The organism is Bradyrhizobium erythrophlei (assembly GCF_900129425.1).
GTDB lineage: Bacteria > Pseudomonadota > Alphaproteobacteria > Rhizobiales > Xanthobacteraceae > Bradyrhizobium > Bradyrhizobium erythrophlei_C.
Map to the genome: position 1 here is coordinate 6684548 of NZ_LT670817.1, position 18292 is coordinate 6702839.

The 18292-nt window shown below is 65.0% G+C and carries 14 protein-coding genes and 1 pseudogene; 1 reads left to right on the forward strand and 14 read right to left on the reverse strand.

The genetic code is table 11. The features are described 5' to 3' along the window. Nucleotides 1-286: 286 nt before the first annotated feature. From lpxC to murB, 7 genes and pseudogenes are all read right to left on the reverse strand, one after another. Complete coding sequence (gene lpxC, locus B5527_RS31865; protein ID WP_079605039.1) at nt 287-1246, reverse strand: UDP-3-O-acyl-N-acetylglucosamine deacetylase; 960 nt, start codon at nt 1244-1246, stop codon at nt 287-289. Nucleotides 1247-1588: 342 nt separating this feature from the next. Further along, nucleotides 1589-3382 (reverse strand): cell division protein FtsZ, encoded by a 1794-nt coding sequence (gene ftsZ, locus B5527_RS31870; RefSeq protein WP_079605040.1) that lies wholly within the window; start codon nt 3380-3382, stop codon nt 1589-1591. 87 nt (nt 3383-3469) lie between these two features. Then, the gene (gene ftsA / locus B5527_RS31875) at nt 3470-4789 is read right to left on the reverse strand and encodes a cell division protein FtsA (RefSeq protein WP_079605041.1); all 1320 of its coding nucleotides are present in this window, start codon (nt 4787-4789) and stop codon (nt 3470-3472) included. Further along, a complete protein-coding gene (locus B5527_RS31880; RefSeq protein ID WP_079605042.1) occupies nt 4786-5772 on the reverse strand; it encodes a cell division protein FtsQ/DivIB in 987 nt (328 codons plus the stop codon). The genes ftsA and B5527_RS31880 overlap by 4 nt, the downstream gene beginning before the upstream one ends. Further along, nucleotides 5739-6110 (reverse strand): annotated as a pseudogene (locus tag B5527_RS31885) (D-alanine--D-alanine ligase); the annotation flags it as partial. The gene B5527_RS31880 and the pseudogene B5527_RS31885, both read right to left, overlap by 34 nt. 5 nt (nt 6111-6115) lie before the next feature. After that, entirely contained in the window at nt 6116-7105 is a 990-nt protein-coding gene (locus tag B5527_RS31890; protein WP_079607665.1) for a D-alanine--D-alanine ligase family protein, read from the reverse strand. A 144-nt stretch (nt 7106-7249) separates the two neighbouring features. Further along, nucleotides 7250-8170 carry a UDP-N-acetylmuramate dehydrogenase gene (murB, locus tag B5527_RS31895; RefSeq protein ID WP_079605043.1) on the reverse strand — a complete coding sequence of 307 codons (921 nt, stop codon included), beginning with the start codon at nt 8168-8170 and terminating at the stop codon, nt 7250-7252. A gap of 20 nt (nt 8171-8190) precedes the next feature. Here murB and B5527_RS31900 point away from each other — a divergent pair, with 20 nt between their 5' ends. Beyond that, nucleotides 8191-8526: a GIY-YIG nuclease family protein gene (locus B5527_RS31900; protein ID WP_079605044.1), complete on the forward strand. Its 336-nt coding sequence runs from the start codon at nt 8191-8193 to the stop codon at nt 8524-8526. A gap of 59 nt (nt 8527-8585) precedes the next feature. Here B5527_RS31900 and murC read toward each other — a convergent pair whose 3' ends face one another. The 7 genes from murC to B5527_RS31935 form a co-directional block, all read right to left on the reverse strand. Then, complete coding sequence (gene murC / locus B5527_RS31905; RefSeq protein ID WP_079605045.1) at nt 8586-9989, reverse strand: UDP-N-acetylmuramate--L-alanine ligase; 1404 nt, start codon at nt 9987-9989, stop codon at nt 8586-8588. 163 nt (nt 9990-10152) lie between these two features. Continuing rightward, nucleotides 10153-11253: an undecaprenyldiphospho-muramoylpentapeptide beta-N-acetylglucosaminyltransferase gene (gene murG / locus B5527_RS31910; protein WP_079607666.1), complete on the reverse strand. Its 1101-nt coding sequence runs from the start codon at nt 11251-11253 to the stop codon at nt 10153-10155. 152 nt (nt 11254-11405) lie between these two features. Beyond that, entirely contained in the window at nt 11406-12557 is a 1152-nt protein-coding gene (ftsW, locus tag B5527_RS31915) for a putative lipid II flippase FtsW (RefSeq protein WP_079607667.1), read from the reverse strand. A gap of 185 nt (nt 12558-12742) precedes the next feature. After that, nucleotides 12743-14143, reverse strand: a complete 1401-nt coding sequence (murD, locus tag B5527_RS31920) for a UDP-N-acetylmuramoyl-L-alanine--D-glutamate ligase (protein ID WP_079605046.1) — start codon at nt 14141-14143, stop codon at nt 12743-12745. A 109-nt stretch (nt 14144-14252) separates the two neighbouring features. Further along, a complete protein-coding gene (mraY, locus tag B5527_RS31925; RefSeq protein ID WP_079605047.1) occupies nt 14253-15359 on the reverse strand; it encodes a phospho-N-acetylmuramoyl-pentapeptide-transferase in 1107 nt (368 codons plus the stop codon). Nucleotides 15360-15369: 10 nt separating this feature from the next. Continuing rightward, a complete protein-coding gene (locus B5527_RS31930; RefSeq protein ID WP_079605048.1) occupies nt 15370-16809 on the reverse strand; it encodes a UDP-N-acetylmuramoylalanyl-D-glutamyl-2,6-diaminopimelate--D-alanyl-D-alanine ligase in 1440 nt (479 codons plus the stop codon). Next, nucleotides 16806-18266: a UDP-N-acetylmuramoyl-L-alanyl-D-glutamate--2,6-diaminopimelate ligase gene (locus B5527_RS31935; protein WP_079605049.1), complete on the reverse strand. Its 1461-nt coding sequence runs from the start codon at nt 18264-18266 to the stop codon at nt 16806-16808. Before B5527_RS31935 ends, B5527_RS31930 begins: the two co-directional genes overlap by 4 nt. Nucleotides 18267-18292 lie beyond the last annotated feature (26 nt).

Consider the following 18292-nt stretch of genomic DNA (forward strand, 5'->3'; position numbering starts at 1 on the left):
GATGCGGTGCCCGCCGCGCGTCCCGAGCGCGGTCATGGACGCGGTGATTGCTGTGCCGGTGCCGCCGTGCCATGCAATCGCGGGCCTGTGTAGCCGAAATTAGTCCCTCAACCAACCGGATACGCAGGCATTTCGCCCGGATTAAGGCGGGTCTGGGCCGATCGCTGCCGATCATGGTTACCGCAGGGATCGAGGATCAGTCCGCCCCTGGACAAGGCCCAAGGCATTTCAAAGCCGAAAGTCAGGAAACGTCCAGAGGACGCTCAGGACATTTCGAAGCCGAAAGTCAGGACACGTCGGGACCGTAGGCCGGGGCGATCATGCCGCCCACCATGCCACTGCCGGGCTCCGCGTGACCGCGCGAACGACGGGCGGCCTCGGACTCGATCACCCGCCAGGCACTGCGATCGGCCATCAAGGCCGTCAGCACCGCGTGGTTGAGCTTGTGACCGCCGCGCACCGAGCGATAGGCGCCGAGCATTGGCAGACCCGCCAGCGCGAGATCGCCGATCACGTCGAGAACCTTGTGGCGCGCGCATTCGTCGCTGTAGCGCAGCCCCTCGGTGTTGAGCAGGCGGGTCTCGTCGAACACCACCGAATTCTCGAACGAGGCGCCGAGCGCAAAGCCGGCGCTCCAAAGCCGCGCCACATCGTTCATGCATCCGAAGGTCCGGGCGCGGGAAATCTCGCGGCGGAATCTTTCGGGGCTGAGATCGAGTACATAACTCTGACGGCCGATCACCGGATTGGCGAAGTCGATTTCGATCTCGGCGCGGAAGCCCGCGGCATGGGGGCGCAATTCGCCGAACGAATCGCCCATCGCGACCTGCACCGGCTTCAGCACCTGGATGAAGCGGCGCGACGCCGACTGGGTAAGAATACCAGCCTGGTCAATCGCAGCGACGAAGGCGGCTGCGCTGCCGTCCATGATCGGAACTTCCGGGCCGTCGATGTCGATGGTGGCGTTATCGACGCCCATGCCCCGCAGTGCAGCCAGCACATGTTCGGCGGTGGAGACGAGCGGACCCTCACGGTCACCGAGCACGGTAGCAAATTCGGTGGCGATCACCGACTCGGCTGACGCCTGAACCTCGCGATCGCAGCCATCCAGACCGGTGCGGACAAAAATAAAACCTGCATCCACAGGTGCAGGTCCAAGAGTGAGGCTTACAGGTAGACCAGAATGAACGCCAACGCCCGTCACGGTGGCTTGCGACCGAAGCGTTGTTTGCCGGCTAAATTTCATTCGAAGACCGCCCACCACCGACTTACTCAAAGATCAGATCCGACCCGATTCCGGGTACCGATTCGCACTTCAAGTCCCCAAGTCACGGCGGACCATAGTCACAGCCTCAAAGGGCGCCAACTCACGCTTTTTTACCAATTGTTACCCTATCCATGCCGTATTTACGCCAAAGGTTAACCAAATTGGAGCACGCCTGGCAGCCTTCGCGGGCCTGCCATCCCACCACGAAATACATAATTAATCATTTAATATCAGTTGCTTGAAGAAGACATTGACGGCCTTCCCAACTCAAAAACCAAGGCCCCGGCTAGGTCAGCCGGGGCCTCTTCCGTCGTAACAATTTCAGCTGGACTGGCGGCGTAGGAACGCCGGGATGTCCAAATGATCGTCGCCCTGTGGCGCTACAGCAACAGGTGCAGGGCGGCCGTGAACGTCCAATCCCTGGGGCGCGGGCCGGCGAGCGTATTCGGACACCGGTTCAGCGGCCGCAATTTGCTGCGCGACCGAGCGCTGCGGCTTCCGTTCCGGCAGCGGCGGCATCGACGCCATCGCAGGACCCGAGGCGCGGGCCGCGATCGGCGGCTCGCTCTCTTCGTCGCGGCGGCCGAGGCCGACATTGGCGAGGCGCTGCAGCAGCGACATCCGGGTCTTTTGCGGATGCTCCTCTTCGGCTTCGCCGCGTGCCTGGCGAATCTCGTTCTGCGCCGGCATCGGCAGATCCTCGAACTTCGGCATCCTCGGCGCGCGAACCGGCGCGCGCTCGGCCGCCTGCGGAATGAATGTCTCGGGCGTCGGCGGCTCGTGAGCCTGTACACGCGCGACATCATGATCCGGGAACAGCGACGGCTTCTGCGCAATCGGCCGAACCGTGACGTCGCCGTAGGACGCGGGCTGCATCGGCGCCGCGGCCGGCTGCGGCGTTTGCGGAGAGACCGCCGCGGCGATCGCCGCGAGCGCTGCGCGTTCGACGCTGCCCGAGGAGCGCTGCGGCGCGGCGGAAGCGGACGGCGCCGGGCCGGATGCCTCCTGTTTCTGGGCACGTTCAGCGATGCGCTGGTTGTCGGCACGCAGCCGCGCGGTCAGGTCGGCCAGGCGGGAGTCCGGGCTGGCCGCCGGAGCCGCCGCATGGGTCACGGGTGCGGCCGGCGACGCGGCGTTGCGGGAAATCAGCGCCTGTTCGATACCGGTGGCGACGACGGAAACCCGGATCACGCCGTCGAGGGTTTCGTCGAACGTGGCGCCGACGATGATATTGGCGTCCTGATCGACCTCCTCGCGGATCCGGGTTGCGGCTTCGTCGACTTCGAACAGCGTCAGATCCTTGCCGCCGGTGATCGAGATCAACAGGCCGCGCGCGCCCTTCATCGAGGAATCGTCGATCAGCGGATTGGCAATGGCGGCCTCGGCCGCGGTCAATGCGCGCTTCTCGCCGGAGGCTTCGCCGGTGCCCATCATCGCCTTGCCCATTTCGCGCATCACGGCGCGAACGTCGGCGAAGTCGAGATTGATCAGGCCTTCCTTGACCATCAGGTCGGTGATGCAGGCGACGCCCGAATACAGCACCTGGTCGGCCATCGCGAAGGCGTCGGCGAAGGTGGTCTTTTCGTTGGCGACCCGGAACAGGTTCTGGTTCGGGATGATCAGCAGCGTATCGACCACCTTGTGAAGCTCGGAGATGCCGGCCTCAGCGGTGCGCATGCGGCGCTGGCCTTCGAAGTGGAACGGTTTTGTCACCACGCCGACGGTGAGGATGCCCATGTCGCGCGCGGTCTTGGCGATCACGGGTGCGGCGCCGGTGCCGGTGCCGCCGCCCATGCCGGCGGTGACGAACACCATGTTGGCGCCCGAGAGGTGGTCGCGGATCTCGTCGATGACTTCCTGGGCCGCGGCGGCGCCGACATCCGGCTGCGAACCGGCGCCGAGGCCCTGCGTGACCTGGGTGCCCATCTGCACGATGCGCTGCGCCTTGGACATGGTGAGCGCCTGCGCGTCGGTGTTGGCGACGACGAAATCGACACCCTGCAGTCCGGCAGTGATCATGTTGTTGACGGCGTTGCCGCCGGCTCCGCCGACACCGAAGACGGTGATCCGCGGCTTGAGCTCGCTGATGTCAGGGGGGGTCAGATTGAGTGCCATGGTTGCCTCTCGATTACGCGCGCGTTGGTTCGCCCCGGCCGACGGCCGCGGGAGTTGGTGGAAGCCGAATGGGCCGGAAAAAATTCATCAGAAGCCCTCACGAAGCCATCGTCCGACTTTTCCGAGATAACCGTCAGTCCCTGTCCTGAGCTGCCGCGTATGCCGCGGTTCGACATGTTCAAGATGAGCGTATTGCGGATAGACCAATAGACCCGAGGGGACCGCGAACGACGCGCTCTTCGCCTCGGCGGGCAGCCGGCCGAAACCGAGCGGGCGGGCGATCCGCACCGGCCGGCCGAGAATCTGGGTGGCAAGTTCGAGGGTGCCGGAGAGCTGCGAAGCGCCACCGCTCAGGACAACCCGCGCCCGTGGCTCTGCCGCAAAGGGAGAATCCGCGAGGCGGTCCCGGACCATTTCAAAAATCTCCTCGGCGCGCTGGCGTACGATGTTCGCGATCGTGGCGCGGGACACGATTTGCGGAAGATCCCGCTCGCTGTCGCCGGCGCTCGGCACAGACATCAACTCACGCGCGTCGGAACCACCGGTCAGCACGGTGCCATATAACGTCTTGATTCGCTCGGCATCCGCAATGCATGCGCTCAAGCCGCGCGCAAGATCCATGGTGATGTGGTGACCGCCGAGCGCAAAGCCGCTGGCATGCACGAAGCGCCCGCTGGAATAGGTCGCGATCGTGGTGGATCCGGCGCCCATCTCCACCACGGCGGCGCCGAGATCGGCTTCATCGTCGGTCAAAACCGACAGCCCCGCCACGTAGGGGCTCGCCGCCATGGCTTCGACGTTGAGATGGCAGCGTTCGACCACCAGCATCAGGTTCTTGGCGACCGTCGCATCCACGGTGACGACGTTCATGTCGACGCCGAACTGCCGGGCCACCATGCCCTTGGGATCGCGAATGCCCTTGACGCCGTCGAGCGCGTAACCGACCGGCAGCGCATGCAGCACGGTACGGCCCGCGCCGGTGGCGTGGCGCATGCCGGCAGAGGTGATCCGGGTGACGTCGGCTGATGTAACCGCGCCGCCGCGAATATCGGCCGCGGCTTCGATCAATTGACCTTGCAGCCGGCCGCCCGAAACCGAGAGCAGCACGGATTCGACCCGGACCTTGGCCATTCGCTCGGCCAGCGTCACCGCCTGGCGCACCGCCTGCTCGCATGCGGCGAGATCGACCACGGCGCCAGCCTTGACGCCGCGCGACTGGATCTGGCTGTACCCGATCAGCTCGACGGCATGGCTGCGCCCGCGCAACGCGCCATTCGGCGGGCACGGCTTCAACCGTGCGATCATGCAGGCGATCTTGCTGGTGCCGATGTCGAGCGACGCCACCAGCGCGGTGCGCTTCTGCATCGGGCGCGTTTTCGGCGTCTGATTGTGATCGAGGCCGGTCATGCGTCACCGGCCTTTTTCTTGGACTTCTTGTCCTTCAACAGGTCTTCGCGGGCCTTGGCGGCGTCATCGGACAATTGCACCGTCAGCCGGTCCGGCAGCCGCATGTCGACGGCGACGATATCGCGCGAGAACAGCCGGTCTTCCTGGTCGAGCTTGCTCAGCGCCGCCAGCGCATTGCCGACGTCGTGTTCCGGCAGCCTGATATCGAGACCGTCCTTGAGCCGCAGGTTCCAGCGCCGCTCGCCGACGAAGACAGCGGCCTTCGTCACCGAGCGCACCTGCGGATAGCGCGCGAGCAGCGCCAGGAAATCCTTGGCGCGGGTTTCGGCACCCTTGCCGACGACCAGCGGCAGCGAGAGGAAGCGGCGCGACAAATAGGGCTCGAGCACCGCGCCGTCGTCGGAGATCACCGCCAGACGGCCGTCCTGCTGCCACAGCGCGAACGCCGAACGTTCGACAATATCGATCTGGAGCTGGCCGGGATAAAGCTTGAGGACGGTGGCTTCGGCGATCCAGGGATTGGCCTTCAGCTTGTCGCGCACCTGGTCGGCGTCGAGGAACAACAGCGAGGAGCGGCCATTGACGCCGCCGATCGCCAGCACCTCGTCCTGGGTCAATTGCTTGCGGCCGTTGATGGCAACCGCGGTGATTCGAAATCCGGCCGAATTGGCGATCGCATTGCGGGCGTCGCTCAAAGCCGAGGTGAATTCCTCGAGGTGGCCGCCCTTGACGATCCCGAAGCCGGCGCTGCCGAGCAAAATCAGGACGGTCGCGGTGACGCCTGCGCGGTGCGGAAGGTAGCGCTCGAGCAGCGCGATCAGGCGGTGCGGCGGTTGTTCGCGTTGCTGCCGCGGCCTGGCCGGCGCGCGAGGAAGGCCCAGCCGCTCGCGCAGCAATATGACCGCGCCAATGGCGGCGGCCTTCAGGTCAGTTTGGGGCCTCAGCGATCTCAGCGATCGAGCGAGGCGTCCTCCACCATCCATTGCACGAGCTCATCAAATGTTATGCCCGCAAAAGCTTTGCGAGTTCTGGCACATGTGACGTCTCGGTCATGCCGGGCTGGGCGTGTTGACCTCAAGGCAGAAGAGGCCACCTGTTCCCTCGATGCGGTCGTCGAAGCGGAAATCCGCGACAGCTCACGCCCCGGCAGCCAAGCGCCACATGCGCCGCCAGCGTTAACCTTCGGACTTCCTGGTAAACAAAGTGTAAATCAGTGGCAGGCTGGAGGTGTTTTGATCCGCCTTCCCCGCACTTTGGCTCGAATTCGTTAGAATTTTACCGATCCGACCATCCCGGTCACCCCGGCCGGTTCGCCCTTGACTGGAACTATTGCTGCGCGCGCCTAGCGGCCAGCGCGATCTGGTCCTGCAGAAAATCGGCAAATGCGATCCCCTGAGCCTTGAGGGATTTGGGATAGAGCGAGGCCCTGGTCAGGCCCGGCAAGGTGTTGGTTTCGAGATAAATCGGCCCGTTCTCCGAAATAATGAAGTCCGAACGGGAATAGCCGCTGCAAGACAACGCCTGGTGCGCCCTGACCGCCTGATCCTTGATTTGCGCGTTGATTTCAGGTGCAAAACGCGCGGGGCAGATTTCCTGGGTCGCCTTGGCCAGATATTTGGCGACATAGTCGAACGGGCCCTCGGCCGGAATGATCTCCACCGGCGGCAGCGCGATCAGCGAGCCGTCCAGTTGCTCCAGCACGCCGCAGGTCGCCTCTGCACCCGCGATGAACGGCTCGATCACGTAGTCTTCGGTCCTGGCGGCGTTGCGGACGGCGACGAGGTCCTGCTTCGAATTGACAAAGATCAGGCCGTAGCTCGAGCCGTCCCGCGCCGGCTTGGCGATCAGCCTGCCGTGTTCGGCCAGCGCCGCCTCGGCATCTTGCAGCGCCACGCCGGCCGGCGACTTCACGCCTGCAATGGCGGCAAATCGTTTGGCAGCGACCTTGTCGAAGGTCAGATGCGACGACGCCGAGCCCGAGCCGGTGAAGGGAATGCCGCGCATTTCGCACATTGCCTGAAGCTCGCCATTCTCCGCCGTGCCGCCGTGCAGGCCGAGCACCAGCAGGCGGTTTTCCGCCTTTGCCTTGTCGAGCGCCTGTTCGATCCCACCGACGCCGCGGTCATCGACCTTGAATGGCTGCTCGAATGGCCTGGCATGAGTCTCAAGCGCCTGAGGCCGGATTTCATGCACGCTGTCATCGACGTCCCAGAACCACAGATCCGCGTCGGGCAACGCCGAATGCAGCGCCTGGGCTGTGGCCACAGACACCAGGCGCTCCTTGTTCGTGCCGCCGAAAACAATGGTGATCCGCATCATGCCGTTCCGCTGATTACATCTTTCGTCATTCCGGGATGCGCCGAAGGCGCAGACCCGGAATCTCGTTCTATGCTATTTCGAGATTCCCCGATGTGCGACAGCACATCTGAGGTTCGCGCTGCGCGCGCCCCGGAATGACATCTAGGCCGGAATCCCGATCCGCTTGATTTCCCAGTGTAGCTCAATTCCCGAATTTTCCTTCACCCGCGCGCGCACGGTCTCGCCCAGGGTTTCGATGTCATGGCCGGTCGCGGTGCCCATGTTGATCAGGAAATTGCAGTGCATTTCCGACACCTGCGCGCCGCCGACGCGCAATCCCCGGCAGCCGGCGGCCTCGATCAGCTTCCAGGCGCTGTTGCCGGGCGGATTCTTGAAGGTCGATCCCCCCGTCTTTTCCCGGATCGGCTGCGCGGCCTCGCGGTGGTTTTGCACCTCGTTCATCCGCGCGCGAATCGCCTCCGGCGCGCCGATCAGCCCGCGAAAGCGGGCCGAGGTAAAAATGACGGAAGCGTCGACGCCGCTGTTGCGATAGGCGAATTTCATATCGGCATTTTCAAACGTGTGTTTTTTGCCGTCGCGACCGACGCCGGTGGCCTCGACCAGCACATCTTTGGTCTCGGCACCATTGGCGCCGGCATTCATGCGCAGCGCGCCGCCGATGGTGCCGGGAATGCCAAAGAAAAATTCTAGCCCGCCGATATTGGCCGCCGCCGCAGTCTCGGCCACGCGCTTGTCGAGCGCGGCGGCCCCGGCGCCGACGATGTCGCCGTCAGCAGCGACGTCTCCAAAGCCGCGCGGCGAAAACCTGATCACCACGCCCGGCATGCCGCCATCGCGCACGATCAGGTTGGAGCCGACGCCGACGACATAGACCGGAAGTTCGGCCGCCAGATGCGCCAGGAAATAGGCGAGATCGTCTTCATCCGATGGCGTGAACAAAACCTGCGCCGGACCGCCGACCCGAAACCAGGTCAGCTCCGCGAGCGACTGGTTCGCCAGCAACCGGCCGCGCAAGCCAGGCATCGCGGCTTTGAGATCGAGCGTGATGTCGGGGAAGGTCACGCCGACTCCCTCAATTCGTCATGGCCGGGCTTGTCCCGGCCATCCACGTCTTGCAGAATATCCGCATGGCAGGTGGATACGCTTATATTCTGACCAACCGCCCAAACGGCATCCTGTACGTCGGCGTGACGAGCGATCTTGTCCGCCGCGTATTCGAGCATCGTTCCGGATTTGTCGATGGCTTCACCAAACGGTACGGACTGAAACGCCTCGTCTATTTCGAAAAGTTCGATGACATCCGCGACGCCATCCAGCGCGAGCACAACATCAAGCATTGGTCGCGCGCATGGAAGGTTCGAACGATTATCGCTGCAAATCCAGATTGGGACGATCTCTATCCGACGATCACGCAGTAAAGACGTGGATGGCCGGGACGAGCCCGGCCATGACGAACCTGAACGTTGAGGCCAACCCATCACCCCAGCGCCTTCAATTCGCCCGGCAGCGCATAGGCCCATTGCGTGATGTTGCCGGCGCCGAGACAGACGACGAAATCGCCGCTCGCCGCGATGCCATGAACCACGCCGGCGAGATCGGCGGAATTCTGCAGCGGAATCACTTCGCGATGGCCGTGCGCGCGCAGGCCCAGCACGAAATGGTCGCGGTCGATGCCCGGTATCGGCGCCTCGCCGGCCGGATAGACTTCGGCGACGACGACCGCGTCGGCATCGTTGAAGCAGGTGCAGAATTCCTCGAACAGCGATTGCAGCCGCGTGAACCGATGCGGCTGCACCACGGCGATGATTTTGCCCTGGCTGGATTCCCGCGCCGCCCTCAACACCGCCGCGATTTCCACGGGATGATGGCCGTAATCGTCGATGATGGTGACGCCGTGCCATTCGCCGGTGCGGGTAAAACGCCGCCGCACGCCGCCGAAGCTGGCGAGCGCCTTCCGGATGGTCTCGTCCGCAAGTCCCAATTCATGCGCCACCGCGATCGCCGCCGTGGCGTTGAGCGCGTTATGCCGTCCCGGCATCGGCAGCACGAGATCGGCGATCTCATGCGCGACATCGGTCTTGCGGTCGCGAAAGGCGACCTTGAAGCTGGAACCGCCGCCGGCCGGATGAAGATCAATCAGCCGCGCGTCGGCCTGCGGATTTTCGCCGTAGGTGATGATGCGGCGATCCTCGATCTTGCCGACGATGCTCTGCACCACGGGATGGTCGATGCACATAACAGCGAAACCGTAGAACGGCACGTTCTCGACGAAATGGCGGAACGCATCCTGCACGGCGTCGAAGGTCTTGAAGTGGTCGAGATGCTCGGGGTCGACATTGGTGACGATGGCGACATCGGCCGGCAGCTTGAGAAAGGTGCCGTCGCTTTCGTCGGCCTCCACCACCATCCATTCGCCGGCGCCGAGCCGGGCGTTGGTGCCGTAGGCATTGATGATGCCGCCATTGATCACGGTCGGATCGAGATCGCCGGCGTCGAGCAGGGCCGCGACCATCGAAGTCGTGGTGGTCTTGCCATGGGTGCCGGCGATGGCGACGCAGCTTTTCAGCCGCATCAGTTCGGCCAGCATTTCGGCGCGGCGCACCACCGGGATGCGCTGCGCGCGGGCCGCCATCAATTCGGGATTGTCGCGCTTGATCGCGGTCGACACGACAAGCACGTCGGCGCCGGCCACGTTCTCGGCCTTGTGGCCGACGGTGATGGCGATGCCCTTGTCGCGCAGCCGGCTGACATTGGCGCTCTCGGATGCGTCCGAGCCCTGCACGGTGTAGCCGAGATTGCACAGCACCTCGGCGATGCCGCTCATGCCGATCCCGCCGATACCGACAAAGTGGATGGGTCCGATCTCGCGCGGCAATCTCATGGTTGGTTCCGTATGTTCTCGTCATACCCGGGCAGAAGTGCGAAGCGAGTCTTCGCACTAGGCGTCCCGGGCATCCACGAATCTCCGTCACTTCATGCAAGACGTGGATGGCCGGGACAAGCCCGGCCATGACGGTAAATACCCAAAATGCGGCCGCTTTGGCCTAAATCCCTGCCACTTTCATCACCAGATCGGCCAACCGCTCGGCGGCATCCAGCCGGCCGACGGTTCGTGCGCCGGCGGCCATCGCGGTCAGCCGCGCGGGCTCGGCGGCGAGCGCGGAGATTTCCGCCGCCAGCCGGTCGGGCGTGAAATCGGCCTGCGCAATCCGCAGCGCGCCACCCGCCTGCGCCAGCACGCCGGCATTGGCGAATTGATCCTGGTCAATCGAGCCGGGCAGCGGCACCAGGATCGAGGGGCGGCCGATGGCACCGAGTTCGGCCACGGTGCCGGCACCGGATCGCGAGATCACCAGCTGGCTCGATGCCAGACGCGCCGGCAGATCGCCAAAGAACGGCGCCAGTTCGGCGTTGATCTTGAGCCGGTCATAGACCACGCGCACCCGCGCCATATCTTCTTCGCGCACCTGCTGGGTGAGGACCAGCCGGTTCCACAGCGCCGGTTCCAGCCGCTCGATCGCTGACGGCACGATATCGGCCATCACCCGCGCGCCCTGGCTGCCGCCCACCACCAGCAACCGAAACGGTCCGGCGGCCTCGGGGGTCACGAATTTTACCGCCGCGGCGGCGAGGATGGCCGGGCGCATCGGCGTGCCGACGGTGGTTGTTTTCCCTGACAGCGCCGGGTCGCGGTCGAGCACGCCGGGCAGCGAGGTTGCGATCGCGCTGACCCGGCTTGACAGAAAACGATTGGCGCGGCCGAGCACCGCGTTGGCCTCGTGGATGATGCCGGGCACGCCGAACATACGCGCCGCCAATAGCGGCGGCAGTGTCGGATATCCGCCGAAGCCGACCACGGCCGAAGGCTTCAGCCGGCGCATCAGGTTGAGCGAAACGGCCGTGCCGGCCGCGAGCATCGCACCGGTAGCGGCGAGCGACCACGGCGTACGACCGCGCACGGTCGCGCTCGGCACCACGTCGATGGTGTCCTTTGAAAACAATCCGCTGTAGCGCAGCGCGCGGGAGTCGGTGGCGAGGCGCACGCGAAGTCCGCGCCTGATCAGTTCGACGCCCAGCGCCTCGGCGGGAAACAGATGGCCGCCGGTGCCGCCCGCGGCCAACAGAATGAGAGGCTGTGTAGTCATCGGTCTGATCGTCGCCAATTTCAATCGTCATTGCGAAGCGACGAAGCAATCCAGCCTTGCTTGATATCGCGCCGGATGGCTTCGCGGAGGTTATCATCGGGCGCGCATTCGCGCGACCCCTCGGCTCGCAATGACGAAAAGTTACCGTAAGATCAAGCGTAACTGGAAACCGCGTTGGCGTCGCCGATCGATTCCATCTCGGTGCGCGGCCGATGTCGTGTCAGGGCAAGCATCATGCCGACGCCGTAAGCCAGTGAGACGATCGACGAGCCGCCATAGGAAATGAACGGCAGCGTCATGCCCTTGGCCGGTATCAGCTGCAAATTGACCGACATGTTGATCGCGGCCTGCACGCCGAACAAAATGGCGAGCCCCGACGCGGCGAAGCGCGCGAACATATCTTCAGTGGCGTAGGCGCGCGACAGCGCGCGGATCACGATGAAGGCGAACAGCCCCAGCAGCGCGAGGCAGAGGATAATTCCGAATTCCTCCGCCGCCACCGCGAACACGAAGTCGGTATGGCTGTCCGGCAGGCTGCGCTTGGCGATGCCTTCGCCCGGCCCAAGCCCGAACCAGCCGCCATTGTAGAAAGCCTCCATGGCGGTATCGACCTGAAAGGTGTCGCCCGAGGCGGGATTCATGAAGCGTGTAATGCGGCCTGCGACATGCGGCACCAGAAGATAGGCGCCGAACAGCCCGGCGCTCGCGGCGCCCGCGAGCCCCAGCACCCAGATCATCCGCATGCCCGCGATGAAGAACAACGCGCCCCACACCATCAGGATCAGCATGGTCTGGCCGAAATCGGGTTCCATTACCAAGAGCGACACCAGCGTCATCAGCAGCACCAGCGCCATCGAGGTCGCCGGCATTTCCGGCCGCCGCGCCGATTCCGCAAACAGCCATGCGGCCAGCACCACGAAGGCGGGCTTGGCGGATTCGGACGCCTGGATATTGACGCCGATCAGGGTGATCCAGCGCCGCGAGCCCTTGACCTCGGGGCCGATCAGCAACGTCGCCACGATCAGCACGACTGAGACCGCGAAAACAATCAGCGCCGTACGGCGGATCTGCCGCGGCGACAGGAAGGACACCCCGATCAGCACGATGAAGGACGGCACCAGAAAGAGGACGTGGCGGTTGAAGAAGTGAAACGGATCGAGCCCGATCCGGGTCGCCACCGGCGGACTGGCCGCCAGCGAAAGAATGATGCCGGCCAGCATCAGCGCGATAACAGCCGCAAGCTGCAGCCGGTCGACGGTCCACCACCATTCGCTTAGGGGGGTACGTTGTTCACGGGAAATCATCGGCGGTCCCAAAGGCGGAGGTTTGCCCATTGGTCGCCCATGATGGTTTCCAGGAGGTTAACGGAATGCGTAACTTTTGTGGGCAAATGCGCTCCGCTCGTCATGCCCGGGCTTGTCCCGGGCATCCACGTGTTTTGCCCAGGACAGACGTGGATGGCCGGGACAAGCCCGGCCATGACGGGCCATTACACCACCGGCTCGACGCCGGGCAGCGCGGTGACGAGGTCGCGGAAGCGGGAACCGCGAATCTCGAAATTGCGGTACTGGTCGAACGACGCGCAGGCCGGCGACAGCAGCACCACGGGATCGGGCAATCCGGAGGCTTCTGCATCGCGCGCCGCATTGGCGACCGCGACCTCGAGCGTCTCGGATATCTCGTGCGGCGCAAGCTCGCCCAGCGTGCCGGAAAATTCCTTCGCGGCTTCGCCGATCAGATAGGCCTTGCGGATGCGCGGGAAATATTCGCTCAGGCCGGTGATGCCGCCAAGCTTCGGCTTGCCGCCGGCGATCCAGAAAATATCTGAAAACGACGACAGCGCATGCGCCGCCGCATCTGCATTGGTGCCCTTGGAATCATTGACAAACAGCACGTTGCCGCGGCGACCGACCTGCTCCATGCGATGCGCCAGGCCGGGAAAACTGCGCAAGCCGTTTTGCAGGGTTTCGGGGGCGACACCGAGCGCCACCGCGCAGGCCGACGCGCAGGCCGCATTCTGCGCATTGTGCAAGCCACGCAAGGAACCGATGCCGCCGATGACAGCCATCTCGCTGCGCGCGCCGCCGGAGGCGCGCCAGATGATTTCGCGCTCGACATAGACGCCGTCGGGAAGCGGATTCTTCACGGAGACCCGGACCACGCGCCGGCCGGCCCGCTCGATCCGGTCGGCGGTGTTGCGGCTCCAGCCGTCATCGACGCCGACGATCGCGGTGCCCTGCTTCTGCACGCCGGCAACGAGACGTTCCTTCACCGCGGCGTAATGCTCGAGCGTGCCGTGACGATCGATGTGATCCTCGCTGACATTGAGCAGGATGCCGACAGAGGGATCGAGCGATGGCGAGAGATCGATCTGATAGGACGACATCTCGATGACGTGAACCCGCCCCATCCGCGGTGGCTCCAGCGACAGGATCGCGGTGCCGATATTGCCGCCCATCTGGGTGTCGTAACCGGCAAAGCGCATCAGATGCGCGATCAACGCCGTGGTGGTCGATTTGCCGTTGGTGCCGGTGATGGCGACGAACGGCGCATCCGGCGCATGGCGGCGTCGCTCGCGGCAGAACAGTTCGATATCGCCGACCACCTCGACGCCGGCCCGTTGCGCCGCCAGCACCGTCCAGTGCGGCGCCGGGTGGGTCAGCGGCGCGCCGGGGGTCAGCACCAGCGCCGCGAAATTGGCCCACGATACCTTGCGCAAATCGGCGGTAATGAAGCCGGCCTTCGCGGCTTCGGCGAGCTTTTCCACGCCGTCGTCGCTGGCAATCACTTCCGCCCCGCCCGCCTTCAGCGCGTGGCAGCTCGCCAGCCCCGATCCGCCGAGGCCGAACACCGCGACCGTCTTGCCCGCAAAGGAGGTGACGGGGATCATGACGTGGCGTCGGTCATTCCGGGGCGTGCGAAGCACGAACCCGGAATCTCGAGATTCCGGATTGCCGCTTCGCGGCCTCCGGAATGACGAAAGAGAGTATCCAAGGCGATCACCGCAGCTTCAGCGTGGAGAGGCCGGCCAGCGCCAGCATCACCGAGATGATCCAGAACCGGATCACGATCTGCGGTTCGGTCCAGCCCAGTTGCTCGAAATGGTGATGGATCGGCGCCATCCGGAACACGCGCTTGCCGGTGAGCTTGAACGACACCACCTGCACGATCACCGAGACCGCTTCCAGCACGAACAGGCCGCCGATCACGGCAAGCACGATCTCGTGTTTGACCGCGACCGCGATCGAGCCGAGCATGCCGCCGAGCGCCAGCGAGCCGGTGTCGCCCATGAAGATCGACGCCGGCGGCGCGTTGAACCACAGGAATCCCAGTCCTGCGCCAAGCACCGCGCCGCACAGCACCGCGAGTTCGCCGGTACCGGCGACGTAATTGATCTGCAGGTAATCCGAGAACACCGCGTTGCCGACGAGATAGGAGATCAGGCCGAAACTCGCCGCCGCGATCATGACGGGAACGATGGCCAGACCGTCGAGACCGTCGGTCAGATTGACCGCGTTGCCGGCGCCCACCATGATGAACGCGCCGAACAGCAGGAAGAACCAGCCGAAATTCAACAGCACGTCCTTGAAGAACGGAATCACCAGCGAGGTCGAGAACGGGTCGCGTCCGAGCCGGACCAGGGCGTAACACGCCGCCAGCGCGATCACCGCTTCGATCGCAAGGCGGATGCGCCCGGCGAAGCCGCTATGGGTCTGCTTCGTCACTTTCAGATAATCGTCGTAGAAGCCGACGAAGCCGAAGCCGAGCGTCACCGCGAGCACGATCCAGACATAGGGATTGAGCGGATTGGCCCACAGCAGCGTCGAGACCACCAGTCCCGACAGGATCATCAGCCCGCCCATCGTCGGGGTGCCGATCTTGGTGACGAGATGCGATTGCGGGCCGTCGCTGCGGATCGGCTGGCCCTTGCCCTGGCGAATCCTCAGGTGATCGATGATCCAGGGACCGAACAGGAAAACGAACAGCGCCCCCGTCACCATGGCGCCGCCGGTGCGAAAGGTGATGTAGCGGAACACATTCAAGAATGTGCGGAACACGGCAAACCCTGGAACCGTGTTGGAAAGATCGATCAGCCAGTAAAACATTCAAACCGCCCTATACCGCGGCTTCGTCGAGCGCGGTCTTGCCGGGAAAGCGCCTTTCAAGCGCATTCACAATCGTTTTCATCTTCGAGCCGAGCGATCCCTTGACCATGATGGCGTCGCCGGCGCGAATCGCGGCAACCGCCTCTGCTTCGAGACCCGCCGCGCTCTCGGCATAGCCGCCCCGTTTACCCGTGGAAAGAGCGTCCCACAAGTTACGCATCAGCGGACCACAGCAATATACGAGATCGATGTGGTTGGCCTTGATGGCGTCGGCCAGGCCGCGATGCAGCGCGGCGCCGGTGGGGCCGAGTTCCAGCATGTCGCCGAGCACCGCGATGCGCCGGCCATGCGGACCGACCGCGGCATGGCCGAGCACGTTCAGTGCCGCCGCCATCGACGCCGGGTTGGCGTTATAGCTTTCATCGATCAGCGTCGCCTCGCCGTCGGCGGTTTCGAGCACGCGCCGAGCGCCGCGGCCCGCCGCCGGCCCGATCTGCGACAGCGACAGCGCCGCCAGCGCCAGATCGGCGCCCGCGAGCGAGGCGGCTGCGAGCACCGCCAGCGAATTCATCGCCATGTGGCGGCCGGGCATGCCGAGTTTGTAGGTAACGTCATGGCCGAGGATATTGGCATGCACCGCCGAACAGGCCGCATGCAGCGACACGTCGAGCAGCCGCGCGTCGGATTTCGTGTCGGCGCCGAAAGAGACGATGCGCGAGATACCTAGCTTGCCAGCGCGTCTTTGTAATCGCGCGAACTGCGAGTTGTCGCGGTTGAGCACCACCGTGCCACCGGGCTCGAGGCCGGTGAAGATTTCCGCCTTGGCGTCGGCGATCGCCTCGATGCCGGCGAAGAACTCCAGATGCACCGGCTCCACCGTGGTGATGACAGCCACATGCGGCCGCACCATGTTGACCAGCGGCTCGATTTCGCCGGCGTGATTCATGCCGATCTCGAAGATCGCAAAACGCACTGTGGCCGGGCATCGCGCCAGCGACAGCGGCACGCCCCAGTGGTTGTTGAAGGACGCGGCCGAGGCGTGGGTCTCGCCTTGTGCGCCGAGCACGCGCCGCAGCGCTTCCTTGGTCGAGGTCTTGCCGACCGAACCGGTGACCGCGATCACCTGGGCCTTCAGGCGCGCGCGCGCGGCGCGGGCGAGATCGACCAGTCCGGCGAGCACGTCGTCCACCACCAGCAGCGGCGCGTCGGGCGCGAATGTGTGGCGCTGCGCGGCCTCGACCACCGCCAGCGCCGCGCCCGCCTTCAGGGCGGCCTCGACGAAATCGTGGCCGTCGTGAACGTCGCCCTTGATGGCGAAATAAGCCTCGCCCGGCGCGATGGTGCGGCTGTCGATGGAAAGGCCCGTGACGGCCTCGGGCAACGTGCCCCGGACCTTCGCGCGCATCGCCTCCGCCATCGCGCCCGAAGTCCACAGCGGCGTCGTGCTCATGCCACCCTCGGCGCAAAGGCGGATGCGACCGCATCGTGATCGCTGAACGGCAACACCCGGTCGCCGACGATCTGTCCGGTCTCGTGGCCCTTGCCGGCAATCAGCAGCGCATCGCCCGGCTGCAGCGCTGCAATCGCGGTCCGGATCGCCTCGGTGCGGTCCCCGATCTCCCTGGCACCGTTCGCAGCGTTCAGGATCGCGGATCGGATCGCTTGCGGATTTTCGCTGCGCGGATTGTCGTCGGTGACGATGACGCTGTCGGCATTCGCGACGGCAATCGCGCCCATCAGAGGCCGCTTGCCGGCGTCGCGGTCGCCGCCGGCGCCGAACACCACGACAAGCCTGCGTTTCGCGTAGGGCCGCAGCGCCCGCAGCGCCTTCGCCAGCGCGTCGGGCTTGTGCGCATAATCGATAAAGATCGGCGCGCCGTTGTGCTCGGCGACCCGCTCCAGCCGGCCCTTCGCGCCTTCGAGCAGTTCGAGCTCGGCAAACACGGCTGTGGGCTCGCTGCCGGTAGAGATCGCGAGCCCGGCGGCGACCAGCGCATTCTCGATCTGGAATTCGCCGACCAGCGGCAGCCGCACCGCATGCCTGCGCCCGCGATGTTCGAGCTCAAGTTTCTGCGCAAAGCCGTCGATCTCGGCTTTGACCAGGCGAATGCCCTCGCGCGCGCCGTCGCCCTTGTGGCCAACGGTGACGATCCGCAGGTTTCTCGCGCGGGCCGCATCGATGACCGTCTGCGAGCAATCGTGATCGGCCGAGATCACAGCCGTGCCGCCGGCCGCGATGAGATCGCGGAACAGCCGCAGCTTGGCGGCAAGATAATGCGCGACGTCGGGATGGTAATCCATGTGGTCGCGCGACAGATTGGTGAAGCCGCCGGCAGCGATGCACACGCCGTCCAGCCGATACTGATCGAGCCCGTGCGACGACGCTTCAAAGGCGAGATGCGTGACGCCTTCGCGCGCGATCTCGTCGAGCTGCCGGTGCAGCGCGATCGGATCCGGCGTCGTCAGCGAGCCGTAGATGGTGCGCTTGGGCGATACCAGCCCGATGGTACCGATGCTGGCCGAGGCATGACCGAGCCGCTGCCAGATCTGCCGCGTGAAGGCGGCGACGGAAGTCTTGCCGCTGGTGCCGGTGACGGCGGCAATCGTCGCAGGCTGTCGCGGGTAGAATCTCGCCGCGGCCAGCGCCAGCGCGCGGCGCGGATTGGGCGTGGTGACGAACGGCACGCGGGCTTCACCTTGCGGCGGATGATCGCCCGCGATCGCCACCGCGCCGGAGGAAATCGCGGAATCGATGAAGCGCGCGCCGTCGGTCTTGCCGCCGGCGATCGCAAAAAATAGATCGCCGGGCTTCACCGCGCGGCTGTCGACGGCAAGGCCTGTCACCGCGACCGCTTCCGCCTGCGGGTCGATCGTGGCGTCATCGCTGAACAGCTCGCGAAGTCTCATGATCTTCCGGTCCGGCAGGTGCGCTG